Source organism: Bradyrhizobium denitrificans (assembly GCF_013179005.1).
Lineage (GTDB): Bacteria > Pseudomonadota > Alphaproteobacteria > Rhizobiales > Xanthobacteraceae > Bradyrhizobium > Bradyrhizobium denitrificans.
This window is the reverse complement of record NZ_JABFDP010000022.1, coordinates 96,960-110,330: the sequence shown is the minus strand read 5'-3', so window position 1 is coordinate 110,330 and position 13,371 is coordinate 96,960. Positions and strand designations below refer to the sequence as shown.

Genomic DNA, 13,371 nt, shown 5'->3' with positions numbered 1-13,371 from the left:
CGCATGATCGACAGCCTGGAAGCCGCACGCGCGCTTGACGACATCGAGGACATGACCAGGCGCGTGCGCCAATCGCAGATCTACAGGCTGTCCAGCCTGCTGATGGTGCTGTGGGGCGCGCTGGTGTTTGCCGGTAATCTCGTGACCTATCTGACGCCTCACTACGCCGACAAAGCGTGGTTGTCGGTCTACGTGCTGGCGATCGGCGGATCGGTCGTGCTGGGCGCCACGGAGAAAACCCGGCGGGGGATGAGCAGTTTCGATGTCAGGTCGCTGCTCGCCTTCGTGATGTTGTTTGCCTTCGGCTTCTTCGTCGAGACGATCGGCCATTTTGGGCCGCGCGAGATGGGCGCGTTCTGGCCGATCTATTTCATGCTGTTCTACTGTCTTGCCGGATTATGGTTCGGCATCGCTTTCACGGTCTTCGGGCTCTGCGTCACCGTCCTGACCCTGATCGGCTACATCTTCATCGGCGCGGCATTCCCGCTCTGGATGGCGTTCGTCAATGGCGGCGGCCTGATCATCGGCGGTCTCTGGATGCGGCGGAGCTGACGGCGTTGGCGGAGCTCGACGAGATCATCCATCAGCCGCTGCGGCTCCGGATCATGGCGGCCCTGAATGCGCTGCCGGCAGGGACAGGACTGGAATTCGTCCGGCTGAAGAAGCTGACGGGGGCGACCGACGGTAATCTCGGCGCCCATATCGAGACGCTGGCGCGGGCTGGCTACGTCACCGTCGACAAGGCCTTTGTCGGCAAGAAACCGCAGACGACGGTCACGCTGGCCGGCCCGGGCCGGGCCGCCTTCGCCCGCCATGTGGCGGGCCTGCAGGAAATCATTGCCGGTGCCGCGGCGAAACCGCCCGAGCCATGATTTGACTCTGTTGCGAGGGCCGGGCAATTGGGACCTCCGAATTGACCCACCCTGCGACGGCATCGACGATGAACATTCTCCTGATTGGTTCCGGCGGTCGCGAGCATGCGCTCGCCTGGAAGATTGCCGGCTCTCCACTGCTCACCAAACTGTGGTGCGCTCCGGGGAATGCCGGCATTGCCAAGGAGGCGGAATGCGTTTCGCTCGACGTGACCGATCATGCTGGCGTGATCGCGTTCTGCCAGGCCAACAAGGTCGATCTCGTCGTGGTCGGGCCGGAGACGCCGCTCGCGGCCGGAATTGTCGACGATGTCGAGGCCGCCGGCATCAAGATTTTCGGGCCCCGCAAGCTCGCCGCGCAGCTCGAGGGCTCCAAGGGGTTCACCAAGGATCTGTGCGCTGAATACGGCATTCCGACCGGGGCCTATTGCCGGTTCGACAATGCGCCGGAGGCTCTCGCCTATGTCCGCGAGCACGGTGCGCCGATCGTCGTCAAGGCCGATGGCCTGGCGGCCGGCAAGGGCGTGGTGGTGGCCAAGACGCTGGCCGAGGCCGAGGACGCCGTCAGGATGATGTTCGAGGGCGGCTTCGGCGTTGCTGGCACCGAGGTCGTGATCGAGGAGTTTCTCGAGGGCCGCGAGGTGTCGTTCTTCGCGCTGTGCGACGGCCAGACCGCGATTCCGCTGGCATCGGCGCAGGACCACAAGCGGGTGTTCGATCACGATCAGGGGCCCAACACCGGCGGGATGGGGGCCTATTCGCCGACGCCGTTCGTGACGCCGGAGATCCACGATCAGATCATGTCGCGGATCATCCTGCCGACCATCGACGGCATGAATGCGCGCGGCACGCCGTTCAAGGGCATCCTCTATGCGGGTCTGATGCTGACGGCGCAGGGCCCCAAGCTGTTCGAATACAACGTCCGCTTCGGTGATCCGGAATGCCAGGTGCTGATGCTGCGCATGATGTCGGATCTCGTGCCGGCGATGCTGGCCGCTTGCGACGGGCAGCTGAAGAACTTCGATCTGCGCTGGTTTCCAGATGCGGCCGTCACCGTCGTGATGGCCGCGAAGGGCTATCCGGGCGACTACGCCAAGGGCAGCGTGATTGAGGGGCTCGATGCGGCGGCCAAGGTCGAGGGCGTCGAGATCTTCCATGCCGGCACGGTCGCCAAGGACGGCGCCATCCTCGCCAATGGCGGCCGCGTGCTCAACATCTGCGCCAGCGGCAAGACGGTCACCGAAGCCCAGGCGCGCGCCTACCAGGCCGTGGACCTCATCCAATGGCCGGACGGCTTCTGCCGCCGCGACATCGCCTGGCAGGCGCTGGCGCAGGAGAAGGCCGGCGGCTGACGTCGCGCAATCTCAGCGCCGCGCCTTGAAGAACGCCTTCAGCATCTCGGCCGCCTGCTGCTCGCCGACGGCCGAATAGACCTCCGGCGCGTGATGGCAGGTCGGCGCGGCGAAGAAGCGGACACCGGACTCGACGGCGCCGCCCTTGGGGTCGGCCGCCCCGTAATACAGCCGGCGGATGCGGGCGAAGGAGATGGCGCCAGCGCACATCGTGCACGGCTCGAGCGTGACGTAGAGATCGCAATCGACCAGCCGCTCGCTGCCGATCACCTGCGCGGCCTGGCGGAGCGCCAGAATTTCGGCATGGGCGGTCGGATCGCGATCGGTCAAAGTGCGGTTGGCGGCGGTGGCGATGACAGCATTGTCCCGGACCACGACGCAGCCGATCGGCACCTCGCCGGAAATTGCGGCCGATTCGGCCGCTTTCAGCGCCAAATCCATGAAAGAAGGGCTCTTCATGGCTCGTAATATCCGCCCAAGTCTGCTACTGCATCGCCCTTCAGCAAAACCGGACCCCGATTTCCTGCGTGACATGCGCTGCTCAGAGCGCGCGTATCACCCATCGTCCTGCACCTCGAAGCGAGACCTTCATGCCCCGTGACACCGACAAAGACAACGATTCCCGCGGCCGCCGCGGCGGCGCCCCGCGGGGGCGGTCCGAAGGCGGCAAGGGACGCTCGGGCGCCGCACGCGGGCCGGAGAAGAAGTTCGCCAAGCGCGGCTTCGGTGACAAGGACGCTGGCGCCAAGGGCAAGCGCTCGTTCGACGACGGCCGCGCCCCGCGCCGTCGCGACGACGGCGATGCGCCGCGCAAATCCTATGGCGACAAGCCGCGCTTCAACCGCGATGAGCGTCCGCGCGGCGATCGGCCGTTTGCCGCCCGTCCGGCGCGGGCTGCCGATGGCGAGAAGCGCGCCTTCAAGCCGCGCGGCGACCGGCCGAAATTCGACCGTGACGAGCGCAGTGGCGAGAAGCGCCCCTATACGCCGCGCGCCAATCGCGACGAGGCCCGCCCGGCGGGCCGCTCGTCCGAGCGCAAGTTCGGTGAGCGCAAGCCTTACGCCGGGCGAGAGCGTGACGGCGACAAGCGGCCCTATACGCCGCGCGGAGAGGGTGCGCGTGACCGCGGCGATCGTCCGCGTGCAGACCGCAGCTTCGGGGACCGGCCGCCGCGGACCGGTGATCGCCCGGAGCGCAAATTTGGCGGAGAACGCAAGTTCTCGCGCGGCGCTGAAGGGGATCGCGGCGAGCGCAAATTCGGAGCAGGACCGCGTGGGCCGCGCAAGGAGTTCGGGGATCGGCCGCAGCGCGGCGAGACCAAGCCCTGGCAGAAGCGCGGCGCGGATGGCGATCGTCCGGAGCGCAGCCCGCGTGCCCCGCGTGAGGGCGGCCGGAGCTTCGAGCGTCCGCGGTCCGATCGTCCGCGCGAGGATCGTCCGAAGTTTGACAGACCCAAATTCGACAAGCCCAAGTTCGATCGTCCGCGCCGTCCGGAAGGGCGCACCGACTGGCAGGAGCATCCGCGCAGCGAGCGCCGCGGTGGCGATTTCGGCGATCGTCCGCGCCGCGACAATGAGGACGACAGCAGGGTCTTCGCCAAGCGTCCGGCCTTTGGCGGCCGCGGTGCCTATCGCAAGCGCAAGCCGGAGACCGACAAGCGTGTGAAGCGCGTCGTGCCCGACGAGGCGCCGAAGCCCGGCAAGGCTGGCGATCGGATCGCCAAGGTGCTGGCCCGCGCCGGCCTGGCGTCGCGCCGCGATGCCGAGGAAATGGTGACGCAGGGCCGCGTCACCGTGAACGGCCGCGTCATCAACTCGCCGGCGCTCGACGTCACCGAGAACGACGTCATCCAGGTGGACGGCGCCCCGCTGCCGCAGCGCGAGCGCACGCGGCTGTTTCTGTACCACAAGCCGCGCGGCCTGATGACGACGCACAGCGACCCCGAGGGGCGCCCGACCGTGTTCGACAATCTGCCCGAAGGCCTGCCGCGGCTGATCTCGATCGGCCGGCTCGACTTCAACACCGAAGGCCTGTTGCTGCTCACCAATGATGGCGGCCTCGCCCGCGTGCTGGAGCTGCCGGACACCGGCTGGACGCGACGCTATCGCGTCCGCGCCCATGGCGAGATCACCCAGGCGCAGCTCGACCAGCTCGCCGCGGGTGTCGAGGTCGATGGCGTGAAATACGGCCCGATCGAAGCCACGCTCGAGCGCGACCAGGGCGCCAATGTCTGGCTCATCGTCGCGATCCGCGAAGGCAAGAACCGCGAGGTGCGCAACGTGCTGGCGCATCTCGGCCTCGAGGTGAACCGCCTGATCCGCGTCTCCTATGGTCCGTTCCAGCTGCTGGAGCTGCCCGAGGGCGAGGTGCAGGAGGTCAAGACGCGGGTGCTGCGCGAGCAACTCGGCGAGAAGGTGATCGCGCAGTCCGGTGCGGATCTCGGTCCGGCGGGCACAGGCAATCGCGAGCCGCTGCCGGATCCCAAGCCCAAGCCGAAGCGCGAGGTCGTCGCCGACCGCAAGGGCCGCCGCGTGCTGGTCCAGCGCACCGGCAGCGAGGAGGCGCGCGCGCGCCACGAGGCCGAGGCGCGCTTTCCCGGTCCGCCGCGGCGGCCGAAGCGCGGCTATCACGGCAAGCGCGATATCACGCCGCAGGACGAGTAGGGTGGTGCGATGCGTGTCGTCGGTGGACGGCTGAAGGGCCGCAACATCGCCTCGCCCGCCTCGCGCGACATCCGGCCGACCCAGGACCGGCTGCGCGAGGCGCTGTTCAACATCCTCGTGCACGCCTACGACGATCCGATCGACGGCGCGCGCGTGCTCGACCTGTTTGCCGGCACCGGCGCGCTTGGCATCGAGGCGGTCTCGCGCGGCGCCGCGTTCACGCTGTTCGTCGACAACGGCGCCGAGGCGCGGGCGCTGTTGCGCAACAATGTCGAGGCGCTCGGCCTCGGCGGCGTGACCAAGGTCTACCGCCGCGATGCCACCAACCTCGGCCCGGCCTATCCGGTCGAACCATTCTCGCTGGTGTTTCTCGATCCGCCCTATGGCAAGGGTCTGGCCGAGACGGCGCTGGCTTCGCTGCGCGACGGCGGCTGGCTTGTGCCGTCAGCGCTGCTGGTGGTCGAGGAGTCGAAAGCCGCCGCGTTCAAGGCGCCCGAGGGTTTTGAAGAACTCGAGCGCCGCGCTTATGACGACACCGAGTTCGTGTTCCTGCGCCGCCCTTGATCCTTGCTCGGTGTCGCCCCTGCGAACGCAGGGGCCCATAACCACAGAATTACGTTGGGCGCAGGCTGCTCGCCACGCCGATCTTTTCCCTCACGTCAGCTGCGGCACATGGGTCCCGGGTCTGCACCTCCGCGGCGCTTCGCGCCGCTGCGGCTTGCCCGGGACGACAGCTCGTTTGCATCTGTCGTCGTGCCGCTCCTCGTCGATCGCCAGGCCGTCTCCTATCTCCTCCCGAACAGCCTTTCGACATCGGCGAGCTTGAGCTCGACATAGGTCGGACGGCCGTGATTGCACTGGCCGGAGTTCGGCGTCTCTTCCATCTCGCGCAACAGTGCGTTCATCTCCTCCGGCTTGAGGCGGCGGCCGGCGCGAACGGAGCCGTGGCAGGCCATGGTGGCGGCGACATGCATCAGGCGGCGCTCCAGCGGCAGCGCCTCGCCCCATTCCTCCATGTGTTCGGCGAGATCGCGCAGCAGCCCGGCTGCATTGATCTTGCCGAGCAGCGACGGCGTCTCGCGCACCGCCACCGCGCCGGGACCGAAGGATTCGATGGCGAGACCGAACGAGGCCAGCTCATCGGTTCGCGCGAGCAGCGCCTCGACGATGGCCTCATCAAGCTCGACGATATCCGGGATCAACAGGATCTGCCGCTGCACGCCATGCGCGGATAGCGAGGCTTTCAGCCGCTCATAGACGATGCGCTCATGGGCGGCGTGCTGGTCGACGATGACGAGGCCGTCGCGCGTCTGCGCCACGATATAGGTGTCGTGGAGCTGCGTGCGCGCTGCCCCGAGCGGACGGTCGAGCAGGTCGGGCGCGGCCGGCTGCTCGTGCAGGCGCAGATCGGCGCGCGGGCCGCCGACGTCGAATGCGGCCTGGGCCGGCTCGGCAAAGGCCGCAGGCGAGAACGCCGCAGCGGCGGGCATCGCATCCGCGCCGTGATCGCGCGGCACCGGCGCGGCGGGCGCCGATGGCGAGCGCTGCCAATCCCAGTTCATGGGACCCGGGTTGGGGCGCGGCGGCGCGAACGCCGGGCGGAACGCGGCAATGGTCGCGCCGCCGTCATTGGCAGCGGTGCGGCGTCCCTCACGCGCCAGGCCTTCCTTCAGCGCGTGAATGATCAGCGCACGGACCAGACCGGCATTGCGGAAGCGCACCTCGGTCTTGGCCGGATGCACATTGGCGTCGACCTCGCGTGGATCCAGCGTCACGAAAAGCGCCACGACGGGATGACGGTCGCGCGGCAGATAGTCGGCATAGGCCGCGCGCACCGCGCCAAGGATGAGCTTGTCGCGCACGGGACGGCCGTTGACGAACAGATATTGGCCGAGCGCGTTGGCCCGCGTCAGCGCCGGCGCGGCCGCGAAGCCTTCGACCGCGACGCTCTCCCGCGCGCTCTGCACCGCGATGGCATGGCTGCGGAAGTCAGCACCCAGGATGTCGCCGAGCCGCGTCAGCTGGCCGGGCGCCCCCGGCAGGGCCGCGGCCCAGGTCACCGGCGCGCGCTCCTCGCCGGCAATGGTGAAGGCGATGTCAGGCCGCGCCATGGCCAGCCGCCGCACCACTTCGCGGATCGCCTCGGCCTCGGTGCGGTCGGTCTTGAGGAATTTCAGACGCGCTGGCGTGGCGTGGAACAGGTCGGCGACCTCGACGCGCGTGCCTTGATTGAGCGCCGCCGGAACGACCGGTGATTTCTCGCCGCAATCGACCTGCAGCGCCCAGGCATGCGGCTCGCTCTTGTGCCGCGTCGTGATCGACAGCCGCGCCACCGAGCCGATCGAGGGCAGCGCCTCGCCGCGGAACCCGAGGGTGCGGATCTGCAGCAGATCCTCATCGTCGAGCTTCGATGTCGCATGGCGCTCGACCGCGAGCGCCAGATCGGCCGCGGTCATGCCGCCGCCATCGTCGGTGATCGCGATCTTCCGCCGCCCGCCGCCATCGGTGAAGATGTCGATGCGGCTGGCGCCGGCGTCGATCGCGTTCTCGACCAGCTCCTTGACCACGCTCGCGGGGCGTTCGACCACCTCGCCGGCGGCGATGCGGTTGATGATCTGTTCGGGAAGCTGGCGGACGGGCATGAGGCAGACTGTCGGAGGATTCGGATGTGCTGTTGTAGCCACCGCAGCGGCGCGGAGCCACGCTGCCGCTCGCCACAATTGTGACGGTAGAATAGCCTTTTTCACGCAGTGCGGCAGGCGAAAGCCACGTTCTCCAACGGGATTGTGAGGCGGGCGGGGCCAGTATATCGTTTCACGAAAATCACAATCAGCCGGAGGAAGCCCATGTGCCGTCTGTTCGCACACCAGCCTCAGCACGATTATGAGTCGCAGACCCGCTCGTTGCGGATCGGCGGCCATAGCACATCGATCCGGCTCGAAATGGCGTTCTGGGACACGCTCGAGGAGATCGCCGCCAAGGAAGGCATGAGCCTCGCCAAATTCGTGACCACGCTCTACGCCGAGGTGCTCGATCATCACGGCGAGGTGAAGAATTTTGCCTCGCTGTTGCGCTGCTCCTGTCTGATCTACCGCGCCAAGGCGACCGCCGCGCTGCCGGATTTTCGCGCGGCGGCTGCGATCATGGACGCTGCCGAGTAGCCGCTCGGGCAGTCTCTCGTCTTCCTCGGCCCGCTTGCGGGGAGAGGGCAGGGTGAGGGGGACTCTCCACAGACCGCGCTCGTGAAGAGTCCCCCTCACCCGGATGCCATCTTGCGATGGCATCCGACCTCTCCCCGCAAGCGGGGAGAGGTCACGTCGAGCCGTCGTGCCGGATGCTGCGAACTCGCGATCACCCCGGGGGTCAGATCTCCTTCTTCTGCATCGCGCCCGCGATGTAGTCGGCCTGGCGGATCGCCAGCGCCACGATGGTCAGCGTGGGGTTGCACGCCGCGCCCGTGGTGAACTGGCTGCCGTCGGAGACGAACAGGTTCTTGATGTCGTGGGTCTGGCCGAACTTGTTGACGACGCCGTCCTTGGCTTTCTCGCTCATCCGGTTGGTGCCGAGATTATGCGTCGAGGGATAGGGCGTGGTCGGATAGGTCACGGTGGCGCCGACCGCCTCGTAGATCGCCGAGCCCTGCTTGTAGGCGTGGGCGCGCATCGCGACGTCATTCGGATGATCGTCGAAATGCACTGACGCCACCGGCATGCCGAACTTGTCCTTGGCGACCGGGTCGAGCGTGATGCGGTTGGTCTCCTGCGGCATGTCCTCGCCGACCAGCCACATGCCGGCCATGCGCGGATAGGTCTCCATGGCCGCGGTGAAGCTGCGGCCCCAGGCGCCGGGATTGAGGAACGCCGCCATGAACGGCAGGCCGAGCGACAGCGTTTCCATCTCATAGCCGCCGACGAAGCCGCGCTTCGGATTGAACGCTGCCTCGTCGCGGACGATGCCGGCCATCGTGGTGCCGCGATACATGTGCACCGGGTTCTCGAACGTCGCATAGACGCTGCCGGTCATGTGCCGCATGTAGTTGCGGCCGACCTGGCCGGAGGAGTTGGCGAGGCCGTCCGGGAACAGGTTCGAGGCGCTGTTGAGCAGGAGCCGCGGGCTCTCGATCGAGTTGCCGGCGACGGCGACGATGCGGGCCTTCTGCAACTGCATCTTGCCCTGGCTGTCGGCATAGACCACGCCGGTGACCTTGCCGGAGGCATCATGCTCGATCTTGATCGCCATGCTGCCGGAACGCACTTCGAGATTGCCGGTGGCCTCGCCCTTCGGGATCTCGGTGTACAGGGTCGACCATTTCGCTCCGGATTTGCAGCCCTGGAAGCAGAAGCCGATCTGCTGGCAGGCGCCGCGGCCGTCGCGCGGCTGCGAGTTGATCGCCATGTTGCCGGTGTGCACGGTCTTGTAGCCGAGTTTGCGGGCGCCGGCCTCGAGCACCTTGAAGTTGTTGTTGCCGGGCAGGCCGGGAATGTCGTTGGTGCGGGTCACGCCCATCTTGAACTCGGCCTTGGCGTACCACGGCTCCATCTCGGCGAGCGTCACCGGCCAGTCCATCAGGCTCGCGCCGGGCACGCCGCCATAGGTGGTGCGGGCCTTGAACTCGTGCTCCTCGAAGCGCAGCGAGGCGCCGGCCCAGTGCACGGTGGAGCCGCCGACCGCCTTCACGATCCAGGCCGGCAGATTGGCGAAGTCCTTCGCCACCCGCCAGGTGCCGGACGTCGTGCGCATGTCGGTCCAGGCGAGCTGGGTGAAGCTCTCCCATTCATCGTTGATGAAGTCCGGAATCTCGTAGCGATTGCCGGCTTCGAGAATAACGACCTTGATGCCCTTCTGCGCAAGCTCGTTGCCGAGCGTGCCGCCGCCGGCACCCGAGCCGATGATGACGACGACGCTCGAATCGTTCTGATCGAATTTTGCCATTGTGGTTTACTCCGTGTTCTCGTTGTTGTTCGCCGGCGTCAGGCTTTCGGCAGCCAGTCGATGTCGGAGAAGCCACGGTTGATGTAGCCGCCATGCTCGGCGGAGGAGCCCTCGTAGCCGAATTTCGGCCAGAGCTCTTTTTGATTGTAGAGCGAGACCACGAGGTCGCCGCGGATGGTCTTGAAGAAGGTGGTCTGCTCGATGCCCTGCAGCAGCGCGACGCGGTCGGCCTCCCACGGCACCTGCGCATACGGCACCTTGTGGCGGTCCTTCGCATCCTGGTCGAGCCGGGCGATGCCGTCATTGATCATCGCCTTGACGGCGGCATCTTCGGCGGCCTTGCCGTCCCACGGCTTGACCGCGACGATGTAATAGCGGTCGGCGAGGAAGTCGTGCGGATAGATGTCGCGCGCGACCTTCACCAGCGTCTTCAGGGTAGCCGGGGTCAGCGCCTTGGCATCCTCGGCCCAGGCATCGGTGATGCCGAGGCCGGTCGCGGAGGCGACGGCGGCGGCCGGCACGGTCGAGGCCGCGCCCTTGAGAAAGACGCGGCGGTCGTATTTGTTGCGGCGATCGACTTCTCTCATGGCTATTTCCTCCGTGTGTTTGTTACTTATGTTTTTGGTTGGTCTCGCGGCTCAGCCGAAGCGGCCGCCGCGCTGGATCACCTCGATCTTGTAGCCGTCGGGATCGGTGACGAAGAAGAAGCGCGCCAACGTCGCGCCATTGTGCTTGAAGTCGCGCAACGGGCCCGGCGACAGGTTCTCGCGCTCGAAGCGGGCATGTTCGGCATCGAGATCGTCGACGACGACGGCGAGATGACCATAGCCGTCGCCCAGCGTATACGGCTCCTTGCGGTCGTAATTGACGGTCAGCTCGACCTCGAACGGCGACGACGGATGGCGCAGATAGATCAGTGCGAAGCCGTCGAAGCGCAGATTGTCGGCGATCTCCAGGCCGAAGGCGCGCTTGTAGAAGTCGAGTGCCTTGGCTTCGTCGAGCACGCGGATCATCGAATGAACCGGTTTTGCCATCTCAATTGTCCTTCAGATAGGTGATGATCGCGGCGCGCACGTCGGGCTTGGCTTGGCGGTAGGCCATCACGGCGCCGGGGATCAGCTCTTGCGGGTTGGTCAGCCAAGCATCGAGCCTGGCCTCATCCCAGGTGAAATCGGCCTTGGCGAAGCCGGCCGAATAGCGGAAGCCTTCGACCGAACCTGCGCGTCGGCCGACGACTTTCGTCAGCGGCGGTCCCTGCCGCATCGGCTCGGCGCTGCTCAGCGTATGGCAGACACCGCATTGCTGCTTGAACAAGGTCGCGCCATCGACAGGCTTTGGGGCAGGCAGGGCCATCTGCGCAAACGCAATCGTGGTGCTCAGCACCGCGCCAATGAATGACCCACACAGAAGAAGCGCGTATTGCGCCGCACGCCGTCCCGACATCGATCCTCGCTCATCATTTTTCTTGAGCCTAGGTCGCAGCTGGCGCGGCGTGGTAGTAGCGGGCTGTTTCAGCGAGAACAAAGCGTGCGCAGCAGTCGTGCGCGACGCAGCATATGTCAGTGTTGCGGACTAATCGTCGAAACGGCGCGCGCCGCGTCCCGCCTTGACGTCGCTGCGGAGCTTTTTGCCTTCGAGCCGGCGCTGCTTGGAGCCGAAAGTCGGCTTGGTCGGGCGCCGCACCTTCGGCCGCACCATCGCTTCGCGCAGCAGCGTCACGAGACGTTCGATGGCGTCGGCCTTGTTGCGCTCCTGGGTGCGGAAGCGTTCGGCCTGGATCACGATGACGCCGTTCTTGGTCATGCGCTGGCCCGCGAGGCGCGCCAGCCGTGCCGCCGCATCCTCCGGCAGCGTGATCCTGCTGGTGTCGAAGCGCAACTGGGCCGAGGTCGACAGCTTGTTGACGTTCTGTCCGCCGGGGCCGGAGGCGCGGACGAACGAGATCTCGATGTCGTTTTCGTCGATGGCGAGGTCGCGGGAAATCCGCAGCATGGGGCACCAGGGGAATCGAGGTTTTCGCGCGCACCATAGCGGCTTTAGGGGAGGCGTGCGCGGCTCGTCATGGGGACGTGGTTGGCCTGGGACAGCTGCCAAAGCCTCCGCTGTCATCCCGGCCAACGCCGGGATCCATAACCCCAGGACAAGCTTTGTGGCAGGTTGATCGTTGATCCCTTCCGCATCAGGTCGACTGCGGAGTTTGGACCCCCGATCGGCGCCGCGCCGCGCGGGCGCGCGTCATCGCTTGTCCGGGATGACGGTGGTGGGGAGGGCGGATTCACGCTTCAAACAGCCGAGGGAACGCAAGGGACAGGCGCGGCGTCAAAGGACATGGCTCCGCGGTCTCGCGGCATCTCATGCCCGAGCTCCGCGTTAAACTCGTCCCTCGCGAGGAGTGCAGAGGGCGCGGGGAATGCCGGGTGCTGGCCGCACCCATGGCCCGCCTGCGAAAAAAATGCAGGCGGCAGGTACCACAGGTTCAGCCGAGACATCCCGGCATTCCCCGCGCGATGGGCTTCACGCTTATACGCAGTCTCCCTGGTGCGCCGGGCTTTCTGGCCACCATTGCGCGACGCTTGCGCATCGGCGCGTGATACCAGCATCGGGGTATCGGGACGCTGCGACTTCACGTCCGCGACAGATCGTTCGTCCGCGCCCTCGAGAAGAGGACGCTGCGACCTCTCGCGGCCACCGCCTCCCCGCCTCGCGTGTCGTGACGATCGCGCGCAACGCCCCTCCGCAGTGAGGCGGGATGCGGACATACAATCATAGATTCCGATAATGCGCAAGAAATTTTGCTTTTTCAGAATTTGATGCCGGCTGGGACTGTCGTCGGCCGGCCGATATGGTATCGTGGCCGGCATGAGTGAGATGGCTCACCGCTTCCTCCGAGGAGCCGATCCTGCTGGCTCACCCCTGCTCCTGCTGCACGGGACCGGCGGCACGGAACATGACCTGCTGGCTTTGGCTCGAGACCTCGGTCCTGCGATGTCGAGCCTGGCGGTACGCGGCACGGTCGAGATCGAAGGAGGCTTTGCGTTTTTCTGCCGTCATTCAAACCGAACCATCGATGAAGCTGACATCACGGAGCGGCTGGAGGCTCTGGCCGGCTTTCTGAATTCATGTCGCGACCATCACGGATTTGCAGCTCCGGTCGCCGTTGGTTTTTCGAATGGTGCGATCATGGCCGCTGCGCTGCTTCTGATGCGGCCCGGATTGCTGAGAGGGGCCATTCTGTTTCGGCCGCTGTCCCCACTATCGAGAGAACTGCCGACGACGATGCAGGCGACGCCTGTGCTGATCATAGACGGCGCGAACGACAGCCGGCGTTCTCGTGGCGATGGTCTGAGGCTGGCGCAGACGCTGATACGCGCCGGCGCTGATGTGACACATCATGTCCTCGACACCGGCCATGCGATCACATCGGAGGACGTCGCGATCGCACGCGCGTGGCTGACGAGGACAGTTCCCGAAGCAATCAGCGAGCGCGCTTCTTGAGTGGCGATTTATGCCCGTGTCTTTCCATCCGTCATGACCGGGCTTGTCCCGGCCATC

14 protein-coding genes are annotated in these 13,371 nt (G+C 66.5%); 7 read left to right on the top strand and 7 right to left on the bottom strand.

Translation table 11 applies throughout. The features are described 5' to 3' along the window. The first annotated feature begins 3 nt into the window (after nucleotides 1-3). From HL671_RS24520 to purD, 3 genes are all read left to right on the top strand, one after another. A complete protein-coding gene (locus HL671_RS24520; RefSeq protein WP_012041937.1) occupies nucleotides 4-552 on the top strand; it encodes a hypothetical protein in 549 nt (182 codons plus the stop codon). A gap of 5 nt (nucleotides 553-557) precedes the next feature. After that, nucleotides 558-872, top strand: coding sequence for a winged helix-turn-helix domain-containing protein (locus HL671_RS24515; RefSeq protein WP_012041938.1), 315 nt, complete (start codon nucleotides 558-560; stop codon nucleotides 870-872). A gap of 68 nt (nucleotides 873-940) precedes the next feature. Then, nucleotides 941-2,224 carry a phosphoribosylamine--glycine ligase gene (purD, locus tag HL671_RS24510; RefSeq protein WP_172239446.1) on the top strand — a complete coding sequence of 428 codons (1,284 nt, stop codon included), beginning with the start codon at nucleotides 941-943 and terminating at the stop codon, nucleotides 2,222-2,224. 12 nt (nucleotides 2,225-2,236) lie between these two features. Here purD and HL671_RS24505 read toward each other — a convergent pair whose 3' ends face one another. Further along, a complete protein-coding gene (locus HL671_RS24505; RefSeq protein WP_172239444.1) occupies nucleotides 2,237-2,683 on the bottom strand; it encodes a nucleoside deaminase in 447 nt (148 codons plus the stop codon). A gap of 131 nt (nucleotides 2,684-2,814) precedes the next feature. On the opposite strand from HL671_RS24505, the gene HL671_RS24500 reads away from it, so the two are divergent. Together HL671_RS24500 and rsmD are read left to right on the top strand one after the other, a co-directional pair. Next, nucleotides 2,815-4,887 carry a pseudouridine synthase gene (locus HL671_RS24500; protein ID WP_172239442.1) on the top strand — a complete coding sequence of 691 codons (2,073 nt, stop codon included), beginning with the start codon at nucleotides 2,815-2,817 and terminating at the stop codon, nucleotides 4,885-4,887. A gap of 9 nt (nucleotides 4,888-4,896) precedes the next feature. Beyond that, entirely contained in the window at nucleotides 4,897-5,451 is a 555-nt protein-coding gene (gene rsmD / locus HL671_RS24495; RefSeq protein ID WP_012041942.1) for a 16S rRNA (guanine(966)-N(2))-methyltransferase RsmD, read from the top strand. Nucleotides 5,452-5,672: 221 nt separating this feature from the next. Here the strand turns inward: rsmD and mutL are convergent, their stop codons facing one another. After that, nucleotides 5,673-7,529, bottom strand: coding sequence for a DNA mismatch repair endonuclease MutL (mutL, locus tag HL671_RS24490; protein ID WP_172239430.1), 1,857 nt, complete (start codon nucleotides 7,527-7,529; stop codon nucleotides 5,673-5,675). 204 nt (nucleotides 7,530-7,733) lie between these two features. Here mutL and HL671_RS24485 point away from each other — a divergent pair, with 204 nt between their 5' ends. Beyond that, a complete protein-coding gene (locus tag HL671_RS24485) occupies nucleotides 7,734-8,048 on the top strand; it encodes a ribbon-helix-helix domain-containing protein (protein WP_012041944.1) in 315 nt (104 codons plus the stop codon). A gap of 202 nt (nucleotides 8,049-8,250) precedes the next feature. Here the strand turns inward: HL671_RS24485 and HL671_RS24480 are convergent, their stop codons facing one another. The 5 genes from HL671_RS24480 to arfB all read right to left on the bottom strand — a co-directional run bounded on the left by HL671_RS24480 (nucleotide 8,251) and on the right by arfB (nucleotide 11,811). Continuing rightward, on the bottom strand, nucleotides 8,251-9,819 hold the full coding sequence (locus HL671_RS24480; RefSeq protein WP_012041945.1) for a GMC family oxidoreductase: 1,569 nt from the start codon (nucleotides 9,817-9,819) through the stop codon (nucleotides 8,251-8,253). A 38-nt stretch (nucleotides 9,820-9,857) separates the two neighbouring features. Then, entirely contained in the window at nucleotides 9,858-10,406 is a 549-nt protein-coding gene (locus HL671_RS24475) for a hypothetical protein (protein ID WP_012041946.1), read from the bottom strand. 51 nt (nucleotides 10,407-10,457) lie between these two features. Beyond that, nucleotides 10,458-10,853 carry a VOC family protein gene (locus HL671_RS24470; RefSeq protein ID WP_041750462.1) on the bottom strand — a complete coding sequence of 132 codons (396 nt, stop codon included), beginning with the start codon at nucleotides 10,851-10,853 and terminating at the stop codon, nucleotides 10,458-10,460. Nucleotide 10,854: 1 nt separating this feature from the next. Next, nucleotides 10,855-11,172, bottom strand: coding sequence for a c-type cytochrome (locus HL671_RS24465; RefSeq protein ID WP_172239505.1), 318 nt, complete (start codon nucleotides 11,170-11,172; stop codon nucleotides 10,855-10,857). Nucleotides 11,173-11,391: 219 nt separating this feature from the next. Next, entirely contained in the window at nucleotides 11,392-11,811 is a 420-nt protein-coding gene (gene arfB / locus HL671_RS24460; protein WP_006610408.1) for an alternative ribosome rescue aminoacyl-tRNA hydrolase ArfB, read from the bottom strand. A gap of 867 nt (nucleotides 11,812-12,678) precedes the next feature. On the opposite strand from arfB, the gene HL671_RS24455 reads away from it, so the two are divergent. Beyond that, nucleotides 12,679-13,314 (top strand): alpha/beta hydrolase, encoded by a 636-nt coding sequence (locus HL671_RS24455; protein WP_041750463.1) that lies wholly within the window; start codon nucleotides 12,679-12,681, stop codon nucleotides 13,312-13,314. Nucleotides 13,315-13,371: the final 57 nt, after the last annotated feature.